Below are 22,259 nucleotides of genomic sequence, written 5' to 3'. Positions count from 1 at the left end.
TGGAGTGGAGGGGTGGAAACAGGCGGGACTCGGGGTTCGCTAGGCCGCCGGTAACGGGAACGAAGGCCGGGCCGGCGCCCGCAGCCGCCCCCGGCCACTCGCTCCCGGATTTGGCCACAACCCCGCTCAAATGCGCGGTTTTCCCTTCCGTTCGATTTTCCTCCCTTTCCTTTCGGCTTTTACTCGTCGGCAAAGTATGGTAGGTATGTCAGTTCCCCCACCACCCGCTCGGGAGTGTCAGCGTTGCCAACCAATCGCCGCTTTCTGCAGAGATGGATCAGCATTACCCTGGTGGCCGGGCCGCTCCTCTACCTCTGCGTCTCCTTTCTCGACCTCCCGGTGGCCCACTGGGTGAAGAAGAACCTGTTCTCGATCGAGGAGTGGCACCAGCGGACCACCGACCTCCCGGACATGCTGCTCACCTCGGTGGTGTTGGTCACGGTGGCGGCCGGTGGCATCTACTTTGCCCGGCGCAGGAAAGGGATCGACGACGCGCTGACCCGACTCTGCCACCTGGTCGCCTGGACGGCGCCGGTCTCGTTCGGGATGAAACAGCTGCTCAAGTTGTTCTTCGGCCGGACCACCACCAGGGACTGGCTCGAGGGGCACGAGGCGGCCGCCTTCCACTGGTTCCGCGGCAACGAAGGGTGGGTGGGGTTTCCCTCCGGCCACATGCTGGTGGCGGCGGCGCTTCTCGCGGCAACCGCCCGCTTCTTTCCGTGGAGCCGCGGCTGGGCGCTCGTCGCCTGCGCCTTCTTGGCGGTGGCGCTCATGCTGACCAGCTACCATTTCCTGAGCGACGTGCTGGCGGGAGTCTACTTCGGGCTGGCCACCGAGGCCACCATCTCCCAGCTCCTTTTCGGCGACGCGCCGCAGGTGGCGGGGAGGGGAGGGTGCCGGGCGCCGGATGGCTGCCGATGATCGTCCCCGGCCACTTTTCGCTTGCATCGACGGGCTAAATCCCTTATATTTCAAAGGTGCGCCGGTCAAAAATTAAAGCGGTGCTAAAGATGACACGAGAGGCGGAAGGGTGCCGGACCCGCCGTCCTTGACCATACTGAAAAAGGGGGTTTAACCCATGCGGTTAAACCCTTTTTGTTTCCCAAAGCGGTCATGGAGGACCAATGGAGAGAAGAGCAGTAGCGGCTGGAGACAACATCGAATCGCAGTGCACGCGGTGCAAGGCGCTCTTGAACCACACCATCGTGGCCATGGTGGGGACCCAGGTGGTCAGGGTGAAGTGCAACACCTGCGGCAGCGAGCACAACCATCGTCCGGCCAAGGAGGCCAAGGAGCCGAAGGCGGCGGTGACAAGGTCCGCCGCGGCCAAGCCGGCCCGGACCACCGCGGGAAGGACCAAGACACCGGTGCTGTCCGACGAGGCGATATGGGAGGAGATGATCGCCCCGCACGACCCGGATCAGGCGGTCGCCTACAGCATGAACGCCACCTTCCGGGCCAACACCCTGGTGAGCCACCCGACGTTCGGCATCGGTCTCGTCGCCGCCACCCAGGCCGGGAAGATCGAGGTGGTCTTCAAGAGCGGACGGAAGCTTCTGCGGACCGCGTAGGAAGAATAAGACGAGGGGGAATCCCTTCTGAAAAATCGGGACGGAACAAGAGAGGGGATGCCACGGCATCCCCTCTCTTGTTTTTTGCGGATATTTCCTGGCACCCGCCCTTCGGCCGTCCACTCTCCTAATTACTGATATCCCCTCGCCACCATGGGGGAGAGGGCCAGGGTGAGGGGGTGGAAATGTCTCCCTCACCCGGCCTTCGGAGGGTTACTTCTTGATCCGGAATCCCGCCCGTTCCCAGGCGCTCTTTTCGTCCACCGGAGCGGCCGGCTTCTTCTGGGGCTCCGGGCGGCGCTCGCCGCGGCTATCCCGCGGCCGCTCGGCACCCTTTTGCGCCTTCTCCGGCTCCGCCTGCTTGATGGAGAGCGAGATCCTCTTTCTCTGCGGGTCGGCGGCCAGCACCTTCACCTTGACGATCTCCCCCACCTTGACCGCCTCGTTGGGATCCTTCACGAACTTGTGCGAGAGCTGGCTCACGTGGACCAGTCCGTCCTGGTGCACACCGATGTCGACGAAGGCGCCGAAGGCGGCCACGTTGGTCACCACCCCCTGCAGGATCATCCCCTCCTTCAGGTCCTCGATGGTGGAAACGTCCTCCCTGAAGGTGGCGCTCCTGAACTCCTCGCGCGGGTCGCGCCCCGGCTTCTTCAGCTCGGCCAGGATGTCCTTGAGCGTCGGGAGCCCCACCTCCTCGGTGAGGTAGCGCTCCAGCTTGATGGTCGCCGACAGCGACGGGTCCGCCACCAACCGCTCCAGGCTCACCCCGAGGTCGGCCGCCATCTGTTCCACCACGGCATACTTTTCCGGATGGACCGCCGTGTTGTCCAGCGGATGGTCGCCGCCGCGGATCCTCAAGAAGCCCGCCGCCTGCTCGAACGCCTTGGGGCCGAAGCGGGCGACCTTGAGGAGCGCCTGGCGGTTGGCGAAGGGGCCGTTGTCGTCGCGGTAGCGGACGATGGCCCGCCCCTGGTTTTCGGAGAGGCCGGCGACGTAGGAGAGGAGCGCCCAGGAGGCGCTGTTGAGATCGACGCCGACGTAGTTGACGCACGACTCCACCACCGCGTCCAGCGCCTTCTTCAAGAGCGACTGGTTGACGTCGTGCTGGTACTGGCCGACGCCGATGCTCTTGGGATCGATCTTGACCAGCTCGGCCAGCGGGTCCTGGAGCCTTCTGCCGATCGAGATGGCGCCCCTGATGGTGAGGTCGAGCTCCGGGAACTCCTCGCGGGCGATCTCGGAAGCGGAATAGATACTGGCCCCCGCCTCGTTGACCATGACCGTCTCGGCCCTGCACCCCGCCTTCTTCAGCGCGTCGCGGACGAAGATCTCGGTCTCGCGCCCCCCGGTGCCGTTGCCGATGGCGATCAGCCGGCAGTCGTGGCGCTCGACCATGGCCACCAGTTCCCCACCGGCCGCCTCCGCCTTGGCGCCGCCGGTATGGGGATAGATGGTGGCGTGCTCGAGGAAGCGGCCGGTCTCGCTGAGGGCGGCCAGCTTGCAGCCGGTCCGCATGCCTGGGTCGATCCCGAGCACGCGCCGGTTTCCGGCGGGCGGGAGCAAGAGGAGGTTCCTGAGGTTCTGCGCGAAGACGGCGATGGCCGCCTCGTCCGCCCGGGTCTTCGCCTCCAGCCTCAGCTCCACCTCGATGGAAGGGGCGATCAGCCGGTGATAGGCGTCCGAACAGACCGCGGAGAGAAGCTCCCGGAAGGGGCTCGCCGTTTTGATGGAACGAAGCCGCATCCGGTCGAGAATCTCCTCCTCCGGGGCCAGTAGCACGAGCCTCAGCACCGATTCCTTCTCACCGCGCCGCATGGCCAGCATACGGTGGGAGGGCATCGACTTCATCGGCTCCTGGTAGTCGTAGTACATCTCGTACTTCTTCTCTTTGTCCTCGCTCTCGCCGGAGAGCTTGGCATGGAAGATCCCCTGTTCGCGGGTCAGTTCGCGCACCATGGCGCGCAGGTCGGCGTCCTCGGCCAGCCGCTCGGCGAGGATGTGGCCGGCCCCCTCGAGGGCCGCCTCCGGGTCCGGCACCCCGAGCTCCTCGTTGACGAAGGGGAGGGCGAGGTCCAGCGGGGAGCCCGCGCCCGGCTCCTGGGCCGCGATCAGGTCGGCGAGCGGCTCGAGCCCGCGCTCGCGCGCGATGGTCGCCTTCGTGCGGCGTTTCGGCTTGTAGGGGAGGTAGAGGTCTTCGAGCTCCGTCTTCTTACGGCAGGAGACGATGCGGGCCTTGAGCTCGTCGGTGAGTTTCCCCTGCTCCTCGATGCTTTTGAGCACCGTGACCTTGCGTTCCTCGAGTTCGCGGTGGTAGGCGAGCAGGTCCTCGATCAGGCGGATCTGCACCTCGTCCAGTTCGCCGGTCTGTTCCTTGCGGTAGCGGGCGATGAAGGGGACGGTGCCCCCTTCGTTCAAAAGCGCGATGGTCTGCAGGACCCCCTGCCGGGGAAGCCCGCTCTCTTCGACGATGACAGCGAGAATGTTCGGGTGATCGGTAATCAACGTTTTGCTCCTTACGGCCCCATACTCCCTCTCCCCCCCGGGAGAGGGGCAGGGGTGAGGGATATTTTGACGTGTTCCCTCACCCGGCCTCCGGCCACCCTCTCCCGGGGGGAGAGGGCATTGACATAACCAGTAGCACCCGCGAGGGGGTATCCTTCCTACACCACTTTGCGCTCCGGGGGCAAGCATTTTTGGAAGGCCGGCTGACGCTGCTTGACCGGCCCGCGTGAATCGGCTACCATGAGCAAATTTCACACCAAAAGGGGCCTTTTATGACCCGTCCTACCTGGGATGAGTACTTCATCGAGATCACTCGCCTGGTGTCCAAGCGATCCACCTGCCTCAGGCGTCACGTCGGCGCGGTGATCGTCAAGGACAAGAATATCCTCGCCACCGGATACAACGGCGCCCCCTCCGGGACCGCCCACTGCCTCGACGTCGGCTGCCTCCGCGAGCAGCTCGGCATCCCGTCCGGCGAGCGTCACGAGCTCTGCCGCGGCCTGCACGCCGAGCAGAACGCCATCATCCAGGCCGCCAAGCACGGCACCTCCATCGAGGGGGCCACCCTCTACTGCAACACCATGCCCTGCATAATCTGCTCGAAGATGATCATCAACGCCGGGATCAAAAGGGTGGTCTACCTCACCGGGTACCCCGACCAGCTGGCCGAGCAGATGATCAAGGAGTCCGGGGTGCTGGTCGAGAAGTACGAGGAGGCCGAGAAATGAAATGCCCTTTCTGCGGCTTCGCCGACAGTAAAGTCGTCGATTCCCGGCCCGACAAGGGGGGGGCTACCATCAGGCGCCGGCGCGAGTGCGAGTCCTGCGGCAAGCGCTTCACCACCCACGAGAGGGTGGAGGAAATCCTCCCCCTGGTCACCAAGCGCGACGGCCGGCGCGAGGCGTTCGACCGGATGAAGCTCGTCTCCGGGATCCAGAAGGCGTGCGAGAAGCGTCCGGTCTCCGTGGAGACCATCGAGCGCCTGGTGGACCGTCTGGAGACCACCCTCCAGGAGAGCGGGGAGAAGGAAATCCCGAGCACCCAGTTAGGCGAGTGGGTGATGTCCGAGCTCCACAAGATCGACCAGGTCGCCTACGTCCGCTTCGCCTCCGTCTACCGTTCCTTCAAGGACATCAACGAGTTCATGAACGAGCTCCAGGACCTTCTGAAGAAATAATCCGACGCCATGTCCACCTTCCACCACAACATGATGCGGCGCGCCCTCGCCCTGGCCAGAAAGGGGGTAGGGAAGACCTCTCCCAATCCCGCGGTCGGCTGCGTGATCGTCAAGGGCGGCGAGGTGGTGGGGACCGGCTGGCACCGCAAGGCCGGCACCCCCCACGCCGAGGTCCATGCCCTGGCCGAGGCCGGTGAGCGGGCAGCCGGAGCCGACGCCTACGTCACCCTGGAGCCCTGCTCCCATTTCGGCAAGACCCCTCCCTGCGCAAAAGCACTGATCGAGGCCAAGGTCGCCCGGGTCTATGTGGGGATGGTCGATCCCAATCCGCTCGTCTCCGGGCGCGGTATCGCCATGCTCGAAGAGGCGGGGATCGAGGTGGAGACCGGGGTCCTCGAAGCGGCCTGCCGCAAGATCAATCTCCCTTTCGTGAAGTGGATCCAGACCAGGCGTCCCTACGTTGTGCTGAAAAGCGCCATGACCCTGGACGGCAAGACCGCCACCGCGAGCGGCGACTCCAAGTGGATCACCTCCGACGCCGCGCGCCGGGAGGTGCACCGTCTGCGCGGGAAGATGGATGCCATCATGGTCGGGGTGGGTACCGTGATCAAGGACGATCCCCAGCTTACCTGCCGGGTCCCCGGCGGGAAAGATCCCTTGCGCGTCGTCGTTGATTCGTGGCTGAGGATCCCGCTGCATGCGGCGCTTTTCACCCTGGACTCCAAAGCCGGGACCCTGATCGCGACCTGCAGTCGCGACCTCGAGAAGCTGAAGGCGCTCAAGGAGCGGGGGGCCGAGATCCTGCACTGTCGGGAAAAGGGAGGACAGGTGGATCTGGACGACCTCTTCGCGAGGCTGGGCGAGCGTGGGGTGCAGTCCGTTTTGTTGGAGGGGGGGAGCCATCTGGCCGGAGCGACGCTGCGGGCGGGGCTCATCGACCACTGCATGCTCTTTCTGGCCCCCAAGCTGGTAGGCGGCGCCGGCTACGGCCTCTTCGCCGGGGAGGGCGCGACCCACATGGGCGACGCCATCAGGCTTGAAGAGATGACCGTGAGGAAGATAGGCGTCGACCTGGTTGTGGAAGGAAAACCGGATACGGATAGGTAACCTAGAGGTTTGATATGTTCACAGGTCTGATAGAAAACGTTGGCGAGCTGGTATCCATTGAGCGTAAAGGCGCCTCGGGAAGTCTGACGGTGAAGACCGGGCTCCCCCTGGAGGAGATCAAGCTCGGCGACTCGGTGGCCGTCAACGGCGCCTGCCTCACCGTGGTCCGCAAGGGTGGCGGCACGCTCACCTTCGACGTCTCTCCCGAGACCATCGACCGCACCTCCTTCAAGGACCTCAACTCCGGCTCTCCCCTCAACCTGGAGCGGGCCATGCGCCTCTCCGACCGCCTGGACGGCCACCTGGTCTCCGGCCACGTCGACTGCCTGGCCACCATCACCGAGCGCCGCGAGATCGCCGGCAACATCGTCTTCACCTTCCGCTTCCCCGCCGAGTACGGCCGCTACATCGCCCCCAAGGGGTCGGTCGCCATCGACGGCATCAGCCTCACGGTCAACACGGTTACCTCCGACAGCTTCAGTGTCAACATCATCCCCCACACCGCCGCCAAGACAACGCTCCTCGGCAAAAGGGTGGGGGACCATGTCAACATAGAGACCGACTTGATCTGCCGCTATCTTGAGAGACTGCTCTCCGCTCGTGACGAGAAGCCGGGCGGCGTCACACTCGAACTGCTTGCAAAAAACGGCTACCTATGAGATAAATTTCTCTTTTGATCCAGCCGTAAAAGGGGTTTAAAAGATGTCAGTAGCAACAATTGAGGAGGCCATCGAGGAGATCAGGGCCGGCAGGATGGTCATCCTGGTCGACGATGAGGATCGCGAGAACGAAGGCGACCTGACCATGGCGGCCCAGTGCGTGACCCCCGAAGCCATCAACTTCATGGCCCGCTTTGGACGCGGGCTCATCTGCCTGACCATGACCGCGGAGCGTTGCGACCGCCTCGACCTCCCCCCCATGGTACAGACCAACACGTCGTCCTTCGGCACCGCCTTCACCGTTTCCATCGAGGCGAAGAGCGGCGTCACCACCGGCATTTCCGCGGCCGACCGCGCCCATACCATCCTGACCGCCGTGGCCCCCGACGCCAAGGCCGAAGACCTCGCCCGTCCCGGCCACGTCTTCCCGCTCAGGGCCAAAAACGGCGGCGTACTGGTGCGCGCCGGCCAGACCGAGGGATCGGTCGATCTCGCCCGCCTGGCCGGCCTCGAGCCCTCCGGCGTCATCTGCGAGATCATGAACGAAGACGGGACCATGTCCCGCATGCCGGAATTGAAGAAGTTCGCCAAGGAGCACGGCATCAAGGTCTGCACCATCGCCGACCTGGTCGCCTACCGGATGAAGCACGAATCGCTCGTGCGCCGCTCCGTCGAGGTCGCCCTCCCGAGCCAGTACGGATCCTTCCGCGCCGTCGCCTTCGAGAACGACATCGACAAACTGGAGCACCTGGCGCTCGTCAAGGGCGACATCAAGGGGGACCAGCCGGTGCTGGTCCGCGTCCATTCCGAGTGCCTGACCGGCGACGTCTTCGGAAGCGTCCGCTGCGACTGCGCCGACCAGCTCCACGCCGCCATGAAGGCGATCGAGCAGGAGGGGACCGGCGTCATCCTCTACATGAGGCAGGAAGGGCGCGGCATCGGGCTCACCAACAAGCTCAAGGCCTACGCCCTCCAGGACCAGGGAAAAGATACCGTCGAGGCCAACATCGCCCTGGGCTTCAAGCCCGACCTCCGCGACTACGGGATCGGGGCCCAGATCCTGGTCAACCTGGGGGTCAAGAAGATCCGCCTGATGACCAACAATCCGAAGAAACTGGTCGGCCTGCAGGGGTACGGGATCAACATCGTGGAGCGGGTTCCCATCGAGATCCCTCCCTCCAAGGCCAACGAGAAGTACCTGAGGACCAAGCGCGAGAAGATGGGGCATCTGCTGGAAAACATCTGAGACAGGGGTTAACCAATGCCAAAGTACATCGAGGGAAAACTTAACGCCGAAGGTCTCAAGTTCGGCATCGTCGTCGGCCGCTTCAACAGCTTCATCGGCGAGCGCCTCTTGGAAGGGGCCCTGGACGCCCTCATCCGCCACGGCGCGAGCGACGCCGACATCACCGTCGTCCGCGTGCCGGGTGCCTTCGAGATCCCGCTGGCCGCCAAGAAACTGGTCGCCAAGGGGGAGCTCGACGGCGTGATCTGTCTGGGCGCCGTCATCCGCGGCTCCACGCCGCACTTCGACTACGTCGCCTCCGAAGTCTCCAAGGGAATCGCCCACGTCTCGCTCGATAGCGGCATCCCGGTCGCCTTCGGCGTCTTGACCACCGACACCATCGAACAGGCCATCGAAAGGGCAGGCACCAAAGCCGGCAACAAAGGTTTTGACGCCGCCATGACCGTCATCGAGACCGCCAGCCTGTTCAGGGAGATGAAATAAATTGACTACCCGCAGAGAAGGAAGGGAGCTGGCGCTGCAGGCCCTCTATTCCAAGGACCTGGTGCTGCACGACGCCACCTCGGCACTGAAAAGGATCATCGAGAGCTTCAGTGAGGGTGACGAGCCGACCCTGGAGGTGAACTCCAAGGCGTACGCGTTCGCCTCCGAGCTGGTCAACGGCGTGATGGCCCACCTCCCGGAGATCGACGCCCGCATCTCGGAGAAGTCCAAGAACTGGAGCATGGCGCGCATGGCCCGGGTGGATCTCAACATCCTGCGGCTGGCCGTGTTCGAGCTCCTGTACCGTCCGGACATCCCGAAGAACGTGACCATGAACGAGGCCATCGAGGTGGCCAAGAAATTCGGCGCCGAGGACTCCGCCTCCTTCGTGAACGGCATCCTCGACGAGATCGCCTCCACCGTCACCGGCAAAGAGTAATAGGGGACCCTCCAGTTTACCCTCGCCCCTTCAGGGGAGAGGGTGGCCGAAGGCCGGGTGAGGGTAGATTTTGAAAGACTGTTCAATGCAAACCTGCTCCACTTTAGATGAAGATATGAGGGAAGAGGGAATATGAAAGAGATCAAGATAGGACTGCTGGGCTTCGGCACCATCGGCGCCGGAGTCGTCAAGCTTCTCAAGGAAAATGCCCCCCTCATCGAGGAGAAGACCGGGGCTCGCATCATGCTGAAGAGCGTCGCCGACCTCGATATCACCACCAACCGCGGCGTGAGCACCGAGGGGATCCACCTGACCCGCAACGCCGACGAGATCCTCACCGATCCCGAGATCTCGGTGGTCATCGAGCTGATCGGCGGCTACGAGCCGGCCCGCACCTTCGCCCTCAAGGCCATCGCCCACGGCAAGCACCTGGTTACCGCCAACAAGGCCCTCTTGGCCGTTCACGGCGACGAGATCTACCAGGCCGCCAAGGCCAACGGCGTCGAGGTCCTCTTCGAGGCGGCCGTCGGTGGCGGGATCCCCGTCCTCTCCGCCATCAAGGGGAACATGGCCGCCAACCGCTTCTCCACCGTGCTCGGCATCGTGAACGGCACCTGCAACTACATCCTGACCCGCATGACCCAGGAAGGCGCCGACTTCGCCGACGTGCTGAAATCCGCCCAGGCCCTAGGCTACGCCGAGGCCGACCCCACCTTCGACATCGAGGGGGTCGACACCGCCCACAAGCTCTGCCTCCTGCTGTCGCTCTGCTTCGGCACCAAGATCGACCTGAAGGACGTCTACTCCGAAGGGATCACCTCGATCTCCTCCGAGGACGTCGACTTCGCCAAGACCTTCGGCTACCGGATCAAGCTCCTCGCCATCGGCAAGAGGGACGGCGGCCAGATCGAGGCCCGCGTCCATCCGACCATGGTCCCCAGCGACTATCCGCTGGCCGACGTGCACGGCGTCTTCAACGCCATCCGCCTGACCGGCGACTTCGTCGGCCCGGTCATGTTCTACGGCCGCGGTGCCGGGATGGACGCCACCGCCAGCGCCGTCGTGGGTGACGTGGTCGATCTCAGCCGGAACCTGAGCGCCGGTATCACCCGCCGTTGCGCGCCGCTCGGCTACCTCGACGAAAAAGTCGCCCAGCTTCCGATCAAGCCGATGGGGGACATCGTCAGCAAGTACTACATCCGGTTCCAGGCCCTCGACCGTCCCGGCGTCCTCTCCCGGATTGCCGGCGCCCTCGGCGCGAGGAACATCAGCATCGCCTCCATGGTGCAGAGTGCGCGTTCCAGCGATACCGTCCCCATCGTCATCATGACCCACGAGGCGCGCGAGGAAGACATCCGCCACGCCCTGGCCGAGATCGACTCCTTCGACGTCATCCGCGCCAAGAGCAACTTCATCAGGATCGAGGACAACCTCGAGTAACCCCCGATCCGATCAATAACCAACGAAAAAAGGTAGCCCGTCACAGGCTACCTTTTTTTATACCCTCGCCCCTTTAGGGGAGAGGGTGGCCGAAGGCCGGGTGAGGGAGGTTTTTACGCCGCCCCAAACCGCCCCCTCCCCCCCGCCCCTCTCCCCGAGGGCGAGCGGATAAGGATTTCGGGAGGGCGTGGCACTTAATGATGCCCTCTCCCCCCGGGAGAGGGTGGCCGAAGGCCGGGTGAGGGAGGTTTTTACGCCGCCGCCTTCTGCTCGTACCCTTCCACCACCTCCCGGTAGTGCTCCTCGAAGTCCGCCGCCGTCTTCCCCTCCGCCGCGCGGTACCCCGCGACGATCTTCTCCCGTAATCCTTCCGGCATCAGCCGCTCGGCCAGCGGGTAGAGGATGTTATCCTCCTTGTAGATATGCTCCCTGAGAAGCTCGAGGTACCCCCGGGCCGCGTCGACGATGGTCTGCTCCAGCCCCCGTTCCCCGTTCAGGGCGCGGGTGGCGGCCGCCTCCATCTCCTTCACGAAGGCCCTTCCCATGTCGTGCTCGGTCAGCATCGCCGCCACCGGGCTGTTGGCCCGCGGCATACCGTTTTCGATCAGCGCCTCGAAGAGGACATCCTCCTCTTTCGCGTGGTGAAACCGGTCCGCGTAGTTGCGGATGAAGTCGACGCCGTCCAGGTAGAACTGGTAATCGTTGAACTTGCCCGCTTCCGTCAGGTTCGCGTTTTTCTCCAGAAGCGAAAGCATCCTGAGGATCAACTGGTGCTCGTGCTTGAGGGCGAGGGTGATGTCCTGTTTCATGGCTAGTTTCTCCTTTCGCCGTTGATGCCGATAACCACGGTTTCCAGCGCGATTTCCTTGCCCGACTGCGACAGCGCCTGGCGGACCATCATGTCCAGACCGCGGCAGCAGGGGACTTCCATGATCGCCACGGTGACGCTCTTCACTTCGTTCGTCCTCAGGATGGCGGCCAGTTTCTCCACGTAGGGGGTGGTGTCATCCAGTTTCGGGCAGGCGATGGCCAGCGCTTTTCCCTTCAAGAGGTCGGAGTGGAAGCTCCCCAGGGCGAAAGCGACGCAGTCGGCGGCGATCAGGATGTCGGCGTTCTGGAACCACGGGGCGGTGGGGGGGGCCAGGTGCAGCTGGACCGGCCACTGACGAAGCTCGGACGGAGCCTTCTGGGTGCTGGTGTTCTCGTTGTTGTCGGTTTTCTCGATCACTCGTGCCATGCTGCCCGGGCAGCCACATGCGGTATGTGCCATTTTCGTATCTCCTTTGAGTTTTTCTGTATGAGTCGTTGTCGGTTTCTATGTCAGGCGGCCACCAGGCCGTCCAAATACTCGTTGATCTCTTTTTCGATGGCTACTTCCTGTTCGGGAGAAAGCCCGTGGATAGACACCACGTCTTTCAGAAGGCAGATCCCAACTTTGCAGGTAACGCAGCCGATATCGTAGTTGTTCAGTATCTCGCCGATCCCGGGATAAAGTTTCATCGCATCCTGAATCGCCATCTCACCCAATCCGTCTTTGAAGTTCATCCCGTCCTCCTTGGTAAGGCAACCCGTTGCTTGGTGCCGTTCGCGTCGTTCGATGATCCGACAATAACCCTTGCAACCTTTTTTGTTCATGACCTGGGTCAAGAATTGAAATTTTTGGGAAACGGCGCCATTTTCTTCAGAGAGCCCGGGCATGGCATGGTTGACCATCGGTGAAATCGAGGTAAAACTTTAGGCGTTCGTGGCATTTAGAGGAGGGCGCCATGCAGGACTTGCGTGCGCAGATCGAGGAGCTGGAGAAATCGATACTTCGGCCGCTTCCGCCGGAACAGGCCGAACTTTTTGAACGAGCCTCCCGGGAACTCGCCATGTCCGGGATAATCGACCGGGTGCTCAAGGCAGGCGAGGCCGCCCCCGACTTCACCCTTCCCAACCCGGTCGGCACTCCGGTGAATCTGGGAGCGGTGCTGGTCAAGGGGCCGGTGGTCCTCACCTTCTACCGGGGGCTTTGGTGACCGTACTGCAGCCTTCAGTTGAGGGCCTACCAGAAGATCCTTCCCCAGATAGAGCAGTTCGGCGCCTCGATGGTCGCGGTATCTCCGCAGACCTCAGACAAGTCGCAGGCGACCCTTTTGAAGAATTTCCTCCAGTACCAGGTGCTGAGCGACCTCGGCAACAAGGTGGCCCGGCAGTACGGGCTCGTCTACCAGATCCCCGAGTGGATCCGCTCCCTCTACATCTCGTTGGGTGGCAACCTGCCCGCCTTCAATGCCGACACCTCGTGGGAGCTTCCGCTTCCCGGCACCTTCGTCATTGCGCCGGGCGGGGCCGTGCTCCTCTCCCATGCCGACACCGAAATCACCAACCTTCTGGAACCAGCCGACATACTGAAAGCCCTGCAAAAGCGATAAACCTTGAATTTAGAACGCGGATGACGCGGATTGAGCGGATTTACGCGGATACGTCAAAGACCTTTGAGTAAAGACAAAGGATTTTTGCCTGGCCTTATCCGCTTTTATCCGTCCGATCCGCGTCATCCGCGTTCCGGGATTGATAACCCAAAACAATAATGATAAAACTCCGATGGCCCGGGTTGCCTCTGCCTGATCCGCCTTTATCCGCTCAATCCGCGTCATCCGCGTTCCGGTTTTGACTTTGGTTTCGGCCTTCGAGTAAATAAAAAGCCTTTGTTTTTGCCTTTGCCTGATCCGCCTTTATCCGCTCAATCCGCGTCATCCGCGTTCCGGTTTTGACTTTGGTTTTCCGCGTTCCATGGTTTTTCATTCCGCTCATCTCGGGGGTAATCAATGAAGATAGGAGTCCTTACCGGTGGCGGCGACTGCCCCGGTCTCAACGCAGTGATCCGTGGCGTCGTCAAGGCATCCCTTCAGCGCGGCTGGGAGGTCTGCGGCATCGAGGACGGTTTCGACGGTTTTCTCCACCCCGAGAAATGCCGCCCCCTCACCCTGGAAGACGTGCGCGGCATCCTTCCCCGCGGCGGCACCATCCTGGGGACCACCAACCGCGGGAACCCCTTCTCCTACCCCATCATGAGGGACGGGAAAGTCGAGCTGGTCGACGTTTCCGACGAGGTGGTCTCCCGGATCGCCAAGCTCGGCATCTCCGCCCTGGTGGCGATCGGGGGCGACGGTTCTCTCAAGATCGCCCTCGACCTGATGCGCCGCGGTATCCCGATCGTCGGCGTCCCCAAGACAATCGACAACGACCTCTGCGGCACCGACGTCACCTTCGGCTACAATACCGCCGTCCAGACCGCCACCGACGCCCTCGACCGCCTTCATTCCACCGCGGAGAGCCACCACCGGGTGATGATCCTCGAGGTAATGGGGCGCTACGCCGGTTGGATCGCCCTCGAGTCCGGGATCGCCGGCGGCGCCGACGTCATCCTGATTCCCGAGATCCCCTACGACATCGAGAAGGTCTGCAGCGCCATCGTCAAGCGGGGCAAGGCCGGGCGGCGCTTCAGCGTCATCGTGGCTGCCGAGGGTGCTTTCCCCAAAGGGGGCGACCGCGTGGTCAGGGAAGCGGCCGGCGGCAGGTCGGTGGTGGAGCGCCTGGGCGGGGTAGGGGAGTTGATCTCGCGGGAATTGGGACGCTTCCTGGAGATGGACGTCCGGGTCACCGTGCTCGGCCACCTTCAGCGGGGCGGCACCCCGACCACCTTCGACCGCGTCCTCGGAAGCCGTTTCGGCGTCAAGGCGGTGGAACTGATCGCCGAGGGGGCTTTCGGACGGATGGCGTGCCTGAAGGGACGCGAAATCGCCTCCTTCCCGATCGAAGACGCGGTCGGCAGGCTCAACGTGGTCGACCCCGAAGGGGAGATGGTCCGCCAGGCGGAGGCGCTCGGCATCATGCTTGGACGTTAAAAGGAACCAGTCCTCTTATTCATGAAGGATATTGTTGACTTTGCCTAATGTCTGAATTAGACTGCGGAAAATTCCCTTAACCTGGCGATGGTGCCGGCCATAAGGGACGCAAAGAGGTGGCTTTCATATGAAAAAACGGATCGCCGAGATCAATCGCAGTCATCTTTTCGCGATCATCGGCTTCTTTCTCGGCATCTCGGCCCCTATCGGCTGGATGCTGCTGCGCGTGGCCCTCTTCAGTGAAGCGGGGGTACCGCTCGGCACCCAGCTCTTTTCCGAGCTCACCAACGCCCAAGGGATCGCCCTCTACTGTTACATGGGAGGCGGCACCGCCATCTGTCTGAGCCTCTTCGGCTTCTTCATCGGGCGGGCGGTGGACGAACTCCAGGTCAAGGGGGGAGAGCTCGACCTCCTGGTCCAGGAAGTGGACGCCCAGAAGAAACTCTTCGAGAACCGCTACAAGGTCCTCGACAACAACATCAAGAACTTCCACAAGATCGGCAGCCGGATCCAGACCGCGGTGCGGAGCGAGGACGTGCTGGCCCTGTGCGTCGAGGGGCTCCACGAGGTGCTCGGCTACGAGCGCGTCAACGTGCTGATGGCCCGGCCGGAGACCAACGAGCTCTACTTCGCCGCCCACGCCGGCAACGACAGCCCCATCGGCCCCGAGGTCACCCTCCCGCTCGACCGCCGCTCCGGCGTCATCTACAAGAGCTTCAAGGAGAAGCAGGTCTTCTTCATCGAGAACATCTCCAAGTACCCGAAGGATTACCTCCTGCAGCCACCGTACGACACCATCGAGGCGCTCCGCTCCACCACCTTCATCCTCTGCCCGATCGTCCTCAAGGGTGAGTCGATCGGCGTCTTCGGGTTGGACAACAAGAAGAGCCACCGGTCGCTCAACGACACCGACGTCGACACCATCCGGCTCTTCGCCGACCAGGCCGCCGCCGCCATGATGCGGATCGGGCTTTTGCAGTCGATCGACCGGCTGACCCTGGAGCTGGGGAAGACCTTCTCGGAGCTCTTGAAAAACCGGGACACCTACTCCCGAAACCTCTACCGTCTCAAGAGCGCGGCCGATTCGCTCGCCTCCAACGCCCTCAACATCGACAACTCCGCCCACGGCGTCATGGAGTCGGTGGACGGCGCGAGCGTCTCCGCCGCCGAGATCTCCATCGCCACCGACCAGATCACCCGCAACATGGACGCCCTCTCCGACTCCGTCTACAAGTCCATCTCCGCCATGGAAGAGGTGACCTCCTCCCTTCGCCAGGTCGAGCGGAACACCGTCCACTCCCATAACCTCTCCTCCAAGGTCAAGGAGCAGGCCGAGAGGAGCAGCGAGGTGGTCAGGGAGACCGTCGATGCCCTGGCCGAGATCCAGCGCTCGGTCGATCTCTCCTACGAGGGGATCAAGCGGCTGAGCGAGAACAGCGGCCGGATCGAAGGGTTCGTGAGCGTGATCAACGACATCACCAAGCGGACCAACCTCCTGGCCCTCAACGCCTCCATCATCGCCGCCCAGGCGGGCGAGTACGGCAAGAGCTTCGGCGTCGTCGCCGACGAGATCCGCAATCTCTCCCTGCAGACCGGCCTCTCCACCGGCGAGATCACCGGCATCATCGAAGAGATCATGAACGAGTCCAAGCTCGCCTCCGACAGCGTGACCGTCACCAAGGAGCTGGTCAAGCGCGGGGTGCAGCTGGGGAACCAGACCGGTGCCGCCCTGGAGAGCATTCTCGAGAGCGCCCAGACCGCGATGGACATGACCCAGCAGATCAAGCTCGCCACCGAAGAGCAGGCGGCCAGCGTGCAGATGGTCACCCAGTCCATCGAGGACGTAGGCTCCATGACCAGCCAGATCTTCAAGGCTTCCAAAGAGCAGGCCCAGGCGACCAAGAGCGTGGCGCGGGCCCTCGAAGAGGTGAAGTCCATGAGCCACGACGTGGCGGCCAGTGCCAACCGGCAGACCTTCGACACCGAAGAGATCAAAGGCGCCGTCGAATCCGTCACCCGGATGGCCGACAGCATCTTCAACGACATGGAGATGCGCCAGGAAGAGAGCGGCCAGGTCGTAAAAGAACTCGAACAGATGATGGCCAGCGCCGAGGCGTAGTCTCCGACCCAATATACCCTCGCCCCTTTAGGGGAGAGGGTGGCCGAAGGCCGGGTGAGGGAGATTTCGGCCGCCCTCCCCCCCCCGCCCGATGCCCCCTCCTATCCCTCCACCCAAGAAGGCCCCATCCGATTGAAAAAAAGTTGGACTATCCCGTCCCCTTGTGGTAATAACCGTTTCCGGCCCGCTATACCTAAGTGGAGCCCTTCGGACAACGACAAAAAGCACATACCGCCTGGATTCCTCGAGAACCGGTACGGGAAGCGATAGCTGACGAACATCCGCGCGGGAATCCGTGCGCGAATGCTCATATAACAGCGTCTCCTTCCCGGGAGGCGCTTTTTTTGTTTCCGGGGCACCCGGTGCCCACGCGGCCCATCAATCCCTCGCTTGCCGGTACACTACGTCAAAATGGAGCAGCCATGCAGAAAAAGAAAACCGTTCTCGACATCCAGAAGATGAAGTCCGACGGAGAACGGATCGCGGTCCTCACCTGCTACGACTACCCCACCGCCGCCATCATGGACGGCTGCGGGATCGACATGATCCTGATCGGGGATTCCGTCGGCGTGGTGGTTTCCGGCTACGACAACACCCTCCCGGTCACCATGGAAGAGATGATCTACCACACGCGGGCCGTGATGCGGGCGCGCCCCAACGCCCTGGTGGTGGCCGATCTCCCGTTTCTCTCCTACCAGGTCGATCTCGCCGGTGCGCGGCTCAACGCCGGCCGTCTCATCAAAGACGGCGGCGCGGCGGCGGTCAAGATCGAGGGTGGCGTCAACGTCGAAGAGACCATCGCCGCCATCACCGCCATGGACATCCCGGTGGTCGGGCACATCGGGCTCACCCCCCAGTCGCTGCACCGGATGGGCGGTTTCAAGGTCCAGGGCAAAGGAGCCGAGCAGGCCGAGAAACTGATGGAGGACGCCCGCGCCGTCGAGCGTGCCGGCGCCTTCGCGGTCGTCCTGGAAGGGATCCCGATGGGGCTCGCCCAGCGGATCACCGCCGAGCTCTCCATCCCCACCATCGGCATCGGCGCCGGTCCCCACTGTGACGGCCAGGTCCTGGTGATCCACGACATCCTCGGACTTTGCAGCAAGTACTCCCCGAAATTCGTCAAGCGCTACGCCGAACTCACCCCGGTGATCGGCGAGGCGGTGACCAGCTACATCGCCGACGTAAAGGGCGGCGCATTCCCGGAAGAAAGGCACTCCTTCAAATGAAAGTGATCAACAGCGTGGCAGAGATGCAGCAGTTTGCCCGCGAGCACCGCGGCGAGATCGCCCTGGTTCCCACCATGGGATACCTGCACGAAGGGCACGCGTCGCTGATGGTGGAGGCCCGCAAGCGGGCCAAGATCGTGGTCGCCAGCATCTTCGTCAACCCCACCCAGTTCGGCGTCAACGAGGACCTGGACAGCTATCCCCGCGATCTCGAGCGCGACACACGTGTGGCCGGCGACGCCGGCGTCGACATCATCTTCGCCCCCACCGCCGCCGACATGTATCCGTCCGGCTACCAGACCTACGTCAACGTCGAAGAGCTCACCACCCACCTCTGCGGCGCCAGCCGCCCCGGCCATTTCCGCGGGGTGACCACCGTGGTCTCCAAGCTCTTCAACATCGTGATGCCGCGGTTGGCGATCTTCGGCAAGAAGGATTTCCAGCAGCTCGCCGTCATCAAGCGGATGGTGAAGGATCTCAACATGGACGTGGAGATCGTGGGGATGCCGATCGTGCGCGAGCATGACGGGCTGGCCATGAGCTCCCGTAACGTCCGGCTCGACACCACCCAGCGCCGGAGCGCCCTGTCGCTCTCCCGCTCCCTCCGCGCCGCCAAGGAGGCCCTCCGGGGCGGCGAGCGGAGCGTCGCGGCGCTGAGAAAGACCGTCGCGCAAGTCATCGAAGCAGAACCCGTGGCCGAGGTCGATTACCTCGAGTTCCGGGATCCGGATACCCTTTTGGAAGTGGAACAGGCAGACGAAAGAACGCTGCTTGCGTTGGCGGTAAGAATTGGCTCGGTACGATTGATCGATAACTGCATACTTGGGGAGGAGTAAACAATGGACAGGAAGATGCTTAAGAGCAAGATCCACAGGGCAACGGTAACCGGCGCGGACCTTCACTACGAAGGGAGCATCACCATCGACAAGGAGTTGATGGAAGCCGCCGACATCATTCCGTACGAAGCCGTCTGCGTCTGGGACGTCAACAACGGCAGCCGTTTCGAGACCTACGCCATCGAAGGCGAGCCCGGCTCCGGCGTCATCTGCATCAACGGCGCGGCCGCCCGCATGGTAGCCCCGCGCGACCTGGTCATCATCGCGAGCTTCGTGAACATGTCCAACGCCGAGGCGCTGGCCCACGAGCCCAAGCTCGTCTTCGTCGACGAAAAGAACCGCCAGCTTCAGACCCGCAAAGAAGTCGCCGGCCAAGGCAACCTGAAAAGCGTTTCCTGGTAATAAGTAAGGGAAGGGAAAAAGGGGAAGGGGACTGGCACCTAACGGTGCCTGTCCCCCTCGTCCGCCCACGCCAAAGCCCGTCCCCCTCATCCGACAACGGCAAGGGCGCACGGCAAAGGGGGCAGGCACCTGCCGGAGCCTTCAAGTGGAGGGCCAGGGTGAGACTGGGATCAGGAGCTTGTCCCCCGTAGCCTACGGCAAAGGATCAGGGGCTAGTCCCCCGTAGCCTACTGCGAAGGTTCAGGGACGTGTCCCCCGTAGCCTACTGCGAAGGTTCAGGGGCTAGTCCCCCGTAGCCTACTGCGAAGGTTCAGGGACGTGTCCCCCGTAGCCTTCGGCGAAGGTTCAGGGACGTGTCCCCCGTAGCCTTCGGCGAAGGTTCAGGGACGTGTCCCCCGTAGCCTTCGGCGAAGGGGGATGGTATACTGTCGGAGTCTTCCCCGATCACTATTAAAACCAAGACCCGAGGCCTCTCATCCCCATGAAGATCTACGCCGCCTCATACCTTTTGCCGATCTCCTCTCCCCCCATCGCCGGGGGCGCGATCGTGGTCGACAACGGACTGATCCGTGCCGTCGGCCCGCTCAAGGAGTTGCGGGGAGCCTTCGACGCCCCGGTCACCGAATTCACCGGCTGCACCATCATCCCCGGCCTGGTGAACGCCCACACCCACCTCGAGCTCACCCATTTCTCCGCCTGGAAAGTCCGCAAGGAACTGGACTACCTCCCGAAAACCTACGTCGAGTGGATCCAGCAGGTGGTGAAGATCAGGCGCGCCCTGCAGCCGGGGGAGGTCGAGCTGTCCGTGCGGGAGGGACTGCGGCTCTCCCTGGAATCCGGCACCACCGCCGTGGGAGAGATCCTCACCGATTTCACCCTGGCCCCGATCTACCGGAATTCGCCGCTGGCCGGCCGCATCTTCTTCGAAGTCCTTGGCCACGACCTTTACCAATGCGACGCGCTGATCGAGCGGGTGGAAAAGAGCGCCGCCGAGATCGACGGCGAGCTCCTTCCCGGCATCTCCCCCCACACCCCGTACACCGCCTCCGCCTGTCTCTTCAAGGGAGCCCACGAGCTTTCTGGACGGCTCGGGCTGAGAAAGGCCGTTCACCTCTCCGAACCCGAGGAAGAAGTCGCCTTCATGCACGGCACCACCGGCCCCTTCGCCGAAATACTCTACCCGATGGCGCACTGGGAGGAGTATCTTCCCCATCCCCGCCGCACCACCTCGACCCGCTATCTCGACTCGCTCGGCGTCCTCGACAGCTCAACCCTGGCGATCCACGCCGTCCACGTCACCCCCGACGACGTGGCGATCCTGAAGGAGAGGGGAGTGACCGTGGTCCTCTGTCCGCGGAGTAACGACCGGCTCTTCGTCGGAACCGCTCCCCACCATCTCTTCAAGAAGATGGGGGTGCCGCTTGCCATCGGTACCGATTCGCTCGCCAGTAACGACTCCCTCTCCATCCTGGACGAGCTCCGTTTCCTCCAGCAGGTGGCCCCCGGCGAATTCTCCGGGAACGAGCTCCTCACCATGGCCACCCTGGGGGGCGCGAAGTCCTTGGGGATCGAGCAGACCACCGGCACCCTGGAGGCAGGCAAGCGTGGCGACTTCCTGGTGATCACCTGCGCCCACGCCGGCACCGTCGATCCCGCCGCCGCCATTTTGGACCATGGCCGTCTGGATCGCGTCTACGTCGCCGGCGAGCGCTACTCCCCCCGCTGATCGCAGACTCTCCCCACTGACCGCAGATTCCCCCCCTCCGGGAGAGGGCAGGGGAGAGGGAAGATTTTGCGTCGAAACCTTTCCCTAATTTCCCCCTGTTATTTACCGCCCCGATCTGGTAGTATCGAAGGGTATGGGCGAAAAGCTGATCTGCAATAATAAGAAAGCCTTCCACGATTATTTCATCGAAGAGAGATACGAAGCGGGGATGGTGCTGCAGGGGACCGAGGTGAAGTCCCTACGAAGCGGCAAGGCCAACCTGAACGACTCCTTTGCGATGGTAAAGAACGGGGAAGCTTATCTTCACAACTTCCACATCAATCCGTATGATTTTGGTAACCGTGAGAACCACGATCCCGACCGGATGCGGAAGCTCCTGTTGCACAAGCGGGAGATCGTGAAGCTCTTCTCCAAGATCCGGGAGCAAGGGTACACGTTGATACCGCTCCGGGTTTACTTCAAGGACGGCAAAGTAAAGACCGAGCTCGGTTTGGCCAAAGGCAAGAAGAACTACGACAAGCGCGAGACCATGAAGGAAAAAGACATGAAGCGCGACGTCCAGGTAGCGATGAAAGAGCGCAATAAGTATTAAAACCAGTTCTAGGTTCTATGTTCTAGGTTCTACGTTGAGAACCTGGAGACCACACGCAGAACCAACAGCAATGCCGGGATAGCCGGGACGCGTGATTTTCGAGGCCGAAGAGCTGTTAACCTAGAACGTAGAACATAGAACCTAGAACAGCAGTTAAATCAGTTAAATCAGTTAAATCAGTTTACGGGGGTGTAAAGGTTTCGACGGGGGTAAGAAGCGAAGGTTGCATGCCGAGGTCCGGTTGGCTCGTAAAACAAACCGGGACGCATTAAGCGCCGACAACTACGAATACGCCTTAGCAGCTTAATAACCTGCTAACGATCTGCCGAGCCTCTCCCACGGGTGAGGACAGATCGTCATTCAAGTGGGATAGTTTCAGCGAGTGCCTGTGGCGCTGGGGCGAAATTAAGCGGGACCGCTTCCCTGGAATCCCGGCCTGTGGAGTCCAGGGTGGTTAAATCAAAAACAGGTATAAGCATGTAGACGCCTTTTGTGTACGACTTTCGGACGCGGGTTCGATTCCCGCCACCTCCACCATTTAAGGGTCCAGTAAGGACCGGAGAAGTGCAAAAGCTCTGTGAAAACAGGGCTTTTTCTTTGTCTTGCGTCCAGGGACTTCCTGATAAATCTGTTGACATCCGGGGGTATTGGGGGTACAAAGTGCCAAAAATACCCCCTATTGAAAACCGATACCCCCAGGTGCGTATTCCGATGATTGCGACCGGGTGAACTGATGTGATTGCGACCGCCGTTCCGCTGTCATTGCGACCAGCGTTCCGGGGATTGCGACCGGGTAGTCGCGAGGTGAGGTCGTCACTGTCTCACAGGTCCCGTGTCAGGT

At 62.5% G+C, this 22,259-nt stretch carries 22 protein-coding genes and 1 other RNA gene; 19 read left to right on the top strand and 4 right to left on the bottom strand.

Annotated elements, in window-relative coordinates; genetic code table 11:
• The first annotated feature begins 243 nt into the window (after nt 1–243).
• Nucleotides 244–921, top strand: a complete 678-nt coding sequence (locus tag ACYVL5_RS21640; RefSeq protein ID WP_460597645.1) for a phosphatase PAP2 family protein — start codon at nt 244–246, stop codon at nt 919–921.
• Between the two features lie 203 nt (nt 922–1,124).
• Nucleotides 1,125–1,571, top strand: a complete 447-nt coding sequence (locus ACYVL5_RS21635) for a hypothetical protein (RefSeq protein WP_460597644.1) — start codon at nt 1,125–1,127, stop codon at nt 1,569–1,571.
• A gap of 213 nt (nt 1,572–1,784) precedes the next feature.
• On the opposite strand, the gene ACYVL5_RS21630 is transcribed toward ACYVL5_RS21635, so the two are convergent.
• A complete protein-coding gene (locus ACYVL5_RS21630; protein ID WP_460597643.1) occupies nt 1,785–4,076 on the bottom strand; it encodes a Tex family protein in 2,292 nt (763 codons plus the stop codon).
• Nucleotides 4,077–4,348: 272 nt separating this feature from the next.
• On the opposite strand from ACYVL5_RS21630, the gene ACYVL5_RS21625 reads away from it, so the two are divergent.
• The 8 genes from ACYVL5_RS21625 to ACYVL5_RS21590 all read left to right on the top strand — a co-directional run bounded on the left by ACYVL5_RS21625 (nt 4,349) and on the right by ACYVL5_RS21590 (nt 10,627).
• The gene (locus ACYVL5_RS21625; protein ID WP_460597642.1) at nt 4,349–4,804 is read left to right on the top strand and encodes a deoxycytidylate deaminase; all 456 of its coding nucleotides are present in this window, start codon (nt 4,349–4,351) and stop codon (nt 4,802–4,804) included.
• A complete protein-coding gene (gene nrdR, locus ACYVL5_RS21620; protein WP_460597641.1) occupies nt 4,801–5,253 on the top strand; it encodes a transcriptional regulator NrdR in 453 nt (150 codons plus the stop codon). Before ACYVL5_RS21625 ends, nrdR begins: the two co-directional genes overlap by 4 nt.
• A gap of 9 nt (nt 5,254–5,262) precedes the next feature.
• Nucleotides 5,263–6,360 carry a bifunctional diaminohydroxyphosphoribosylaminopyrimidine deaminase/5-amino-6-(5-phosphoribosylamino)uracil reductase RibD gene (ribD, locus tag ACYVL5_RS21615; RefSeq protein WP_460597640.1) on the top strand — a complete coding sequence of 366 codons (1,098 nt, stop codon included), beginning with the start codon at nt 5,263–5,265 and terminating at the stop codon, nt 6,358–6,360.
• A gap of 14 nt (nt 6,361–6,374) precedes the next feature.
• Entirely contained in the window at nt 6,375–7,019 is a 645-nt protein-coding gene (locus tag ACYVL5_RS21610; protein WP_460597639.1) for a riboflavin synthase, read from the top strand.
• 43 nt (nt 7,020–7,062) lie between these two features.
• Nucleotides 7,063–8,265: a bifunctional 3,4-dihydroxy-2-butanone-4-phosphate synthase/GTP cyclohydrolase II gene (locus ACYVL5_RS21605; protein ID WP_460597638.1), complete on the top strand. Its 1,203-nt coding sequence runs from the start codon at nt 7,063–7,065 to the stop codon at nt 8,263–8,265.
• 15 nt (nt 8,266–8,280) lie between these two features.
• Nucleotides 8,281–8,748, top strand: a complete 468-nt coding sequence (gene ribH / locus ACYVL5_RS21600) for a 6,7-dimethyl-8-ribityllumazine synthase (RefSeq protein ID WP_460597637.1) — start codon at nt 8,281–8,283, stop codon at nt 8,746–8,748.
• Between the two features lies 1 nt (nt 8,749).
• Nucleotides 8,750–9,187 carry a transcription antitermination protein NusB gene (nusB, locus tag ACYVL5_RS21595; protein ID WP_460597636.1) on the top strand — a complete coding sequence of 146 codons (438 nt, stop codon included), beginning with the start codon at nt 8,750–8,752 and terminating at the stop codon, nt 9,185–9,187.
• Between the two features lie 132 nt (nt 9,188–9,319).
• A complete protein-coding gene (locus ACYVL5_RS21590) occupies nt 9,320–10,627 on the top strand; it encodes a homoserine dehydrogenase (RefSeq protein ID WP_460597635.1) in 1,308 nt (435 codons plus the stop codon).
• Nucleotides 10,628–10,878: 251 nt separating this feature from the next.
• Here the strand turns inward: ACYVL5_RS21590 and ACYVL5_RS21585 are convergent, their stop codons facing one another.
• Genes ACYVL5_RS21585 through ACYVL5_RS21575 form a run of 3 tightly spaced genes read right to left on the bottom strand, consistent with a single transcriptional unit; the run spans nt 10,879 to nt 12,172 of the window.
• Nucleotides 10,879–11,436, bottom strand: coding sequence for a hemerythrin domain-containing protein (locus tag ACYVL5_RS21585; RefSeq protein ID WP_460597634.1), 558 nt, complete (start codon nt 11,434–11,436; stop codon nt 10,879–10,881).
• Nucleotides 11,437–11,438: 2 nt separating this feature from the next.
• The gene (locus tag ACYVL5_RS21580; RefSeq protein ID WP_460597633.1) at nt 11,439–11,897 is read right to left on the bottom strand and encodes an iron-sulfur cluster-binding oxidoreductase; all 459 of its coding nucleotides are present in this window, start codon (nt 11,895–11,897) and stop codon (nt 11,439–11,441) included.
• A gap of 50 nt (nt 11,898–11,947) precedes the next feature.
• Complete coding sequence (locus ACYVL5_RS21575) at nt 11,948–12,172, bottom strand: hypothetical protein (RefSeq protein WP_460597652.1); 225 nt, start codon at nt 12,170–12,172, stop codon at nt 11,948–11,950.
• 221 nt (nt 12,173–12,393) lie between these two features.
• Between ACYVL5_RS21575 and ACYVL5_RS21570 the strand changes: the two genes are divergently transcribed.
• From ACYVL5_RS21570 to ssrA, 9 genes are all read left to right on the top strand, one after another.
• Nucleotides 12,394–13,041: a peroxiredoxin-like family protein gene (locus tag ACYVL5_RS21570; protein ID WP_460597632.1), complete on the top strand. Its 648-nt coding sequence runs from the start codon at nt 12,394–12,396 to the stop codon at nt 13,039–13,041.
• Nucleotides 13,042–13,437: 396 nt separating this feature from the next.
• Nucleotides 13,438–14,517 (top strand): 6-phosphofructokinase, encoded by a 1,080-nt coding sequence (locus tag ACYVL5_RS21565; RefSeq protein ID WP_460597631.1) that lies wholly within the window; start codon nt 13,438–13,440, stop codon nt 14,515–14,517.
• 127 nt (nt 14,518–14,644) lie between these two features.
• Complete coding sequence (locus ACYVL5_RS21560) at nt 14,645–16,636, top strand: methyl-accepting chemotaxis protein (RefSeq protein ID WP_460597630.1); 1,992 nt, start codon at nt 14,645–14,647, stop codon at nt 16,634–16,636.
• 422 nt (nt 16,637–17,058) lie between these two features.
• Nucleotides 17,059–17,862, top strand: a complete 804-nt coding sequence (panB, locus tag ACYVL5_RS21555) for a 3-methyl-2-oxobutanoate hydroxymethyltransferase (protein WP_460597629.1) — start codon at nt 17,059–17,061, stop codon at nt 17,860–17,862.
• Nucleotides 17,859–18,698, top strand: coding sequence for a 4-phosphopantoate--beta-alanine ligase (gene panC, locus ACYVL5_RS21550; protein WP_460597628.1), 840 nt, complete (start codon nt 17,859–17,861; stop codon nt 18,696–18,698). Before panB ends, panC begins: the two co-directional genes overlap by 4 nt.
• 3 nt (nt 18,699–18,701) lie before the next feature.
• Entirely contained in the window at nt 18,702–19,100 is a 399-nt protein-coding gene (gene panD, locus ACYVL5_RS21545) for an aspartate 1-decarboxylase (protein WP_460597627.1), read from the top strand.
• 481 nt (nt 19,101–19,581) lie between these two features.
• Nucleotides 19,582–20,826, top strand: a complete 1,245-nt coding sequence (locus ACYVL5_RS21540; RefSeq protein ID WP_460597626.1) for an amidohydrolase family protein — start codon at nt 19,582–19,584, stop codon at nt 20,824–20,826.
• A gap of 133 nt (nt 20,827–20,959) precedes the next feature.
• The gene (gene smpB / locus ACYVL5_RS21535; protein WP_460597625.1) at nt 20,960–21,418 is read left to right on the top strand and encodes an SsrA-binding protein; all 459 of its coding nucleotides are present in this window, start codon (nt 20,960–20,962) and stop codon (nt 21,416–21,418) included.
• A gap of 185 nt (nt 21,419–21,603) precedes the next feature.
• Nucleotides 21,604–21,955: a transfer-messenger RNA gene (gene ssrA / locus ACYVL5_RS21530) on the top strand.
• The last annotated feature ends 304 nt before the right edge of the window (nt 21,956–22,259 follow it).

Source organism: Geomonas sp. Red276 (genome assembly GCF_054784495.1).
Note: the sequence above shows the minus strand (reverse complement) of the source record. Positions and strands in the feature narration are given on the sequence as shown.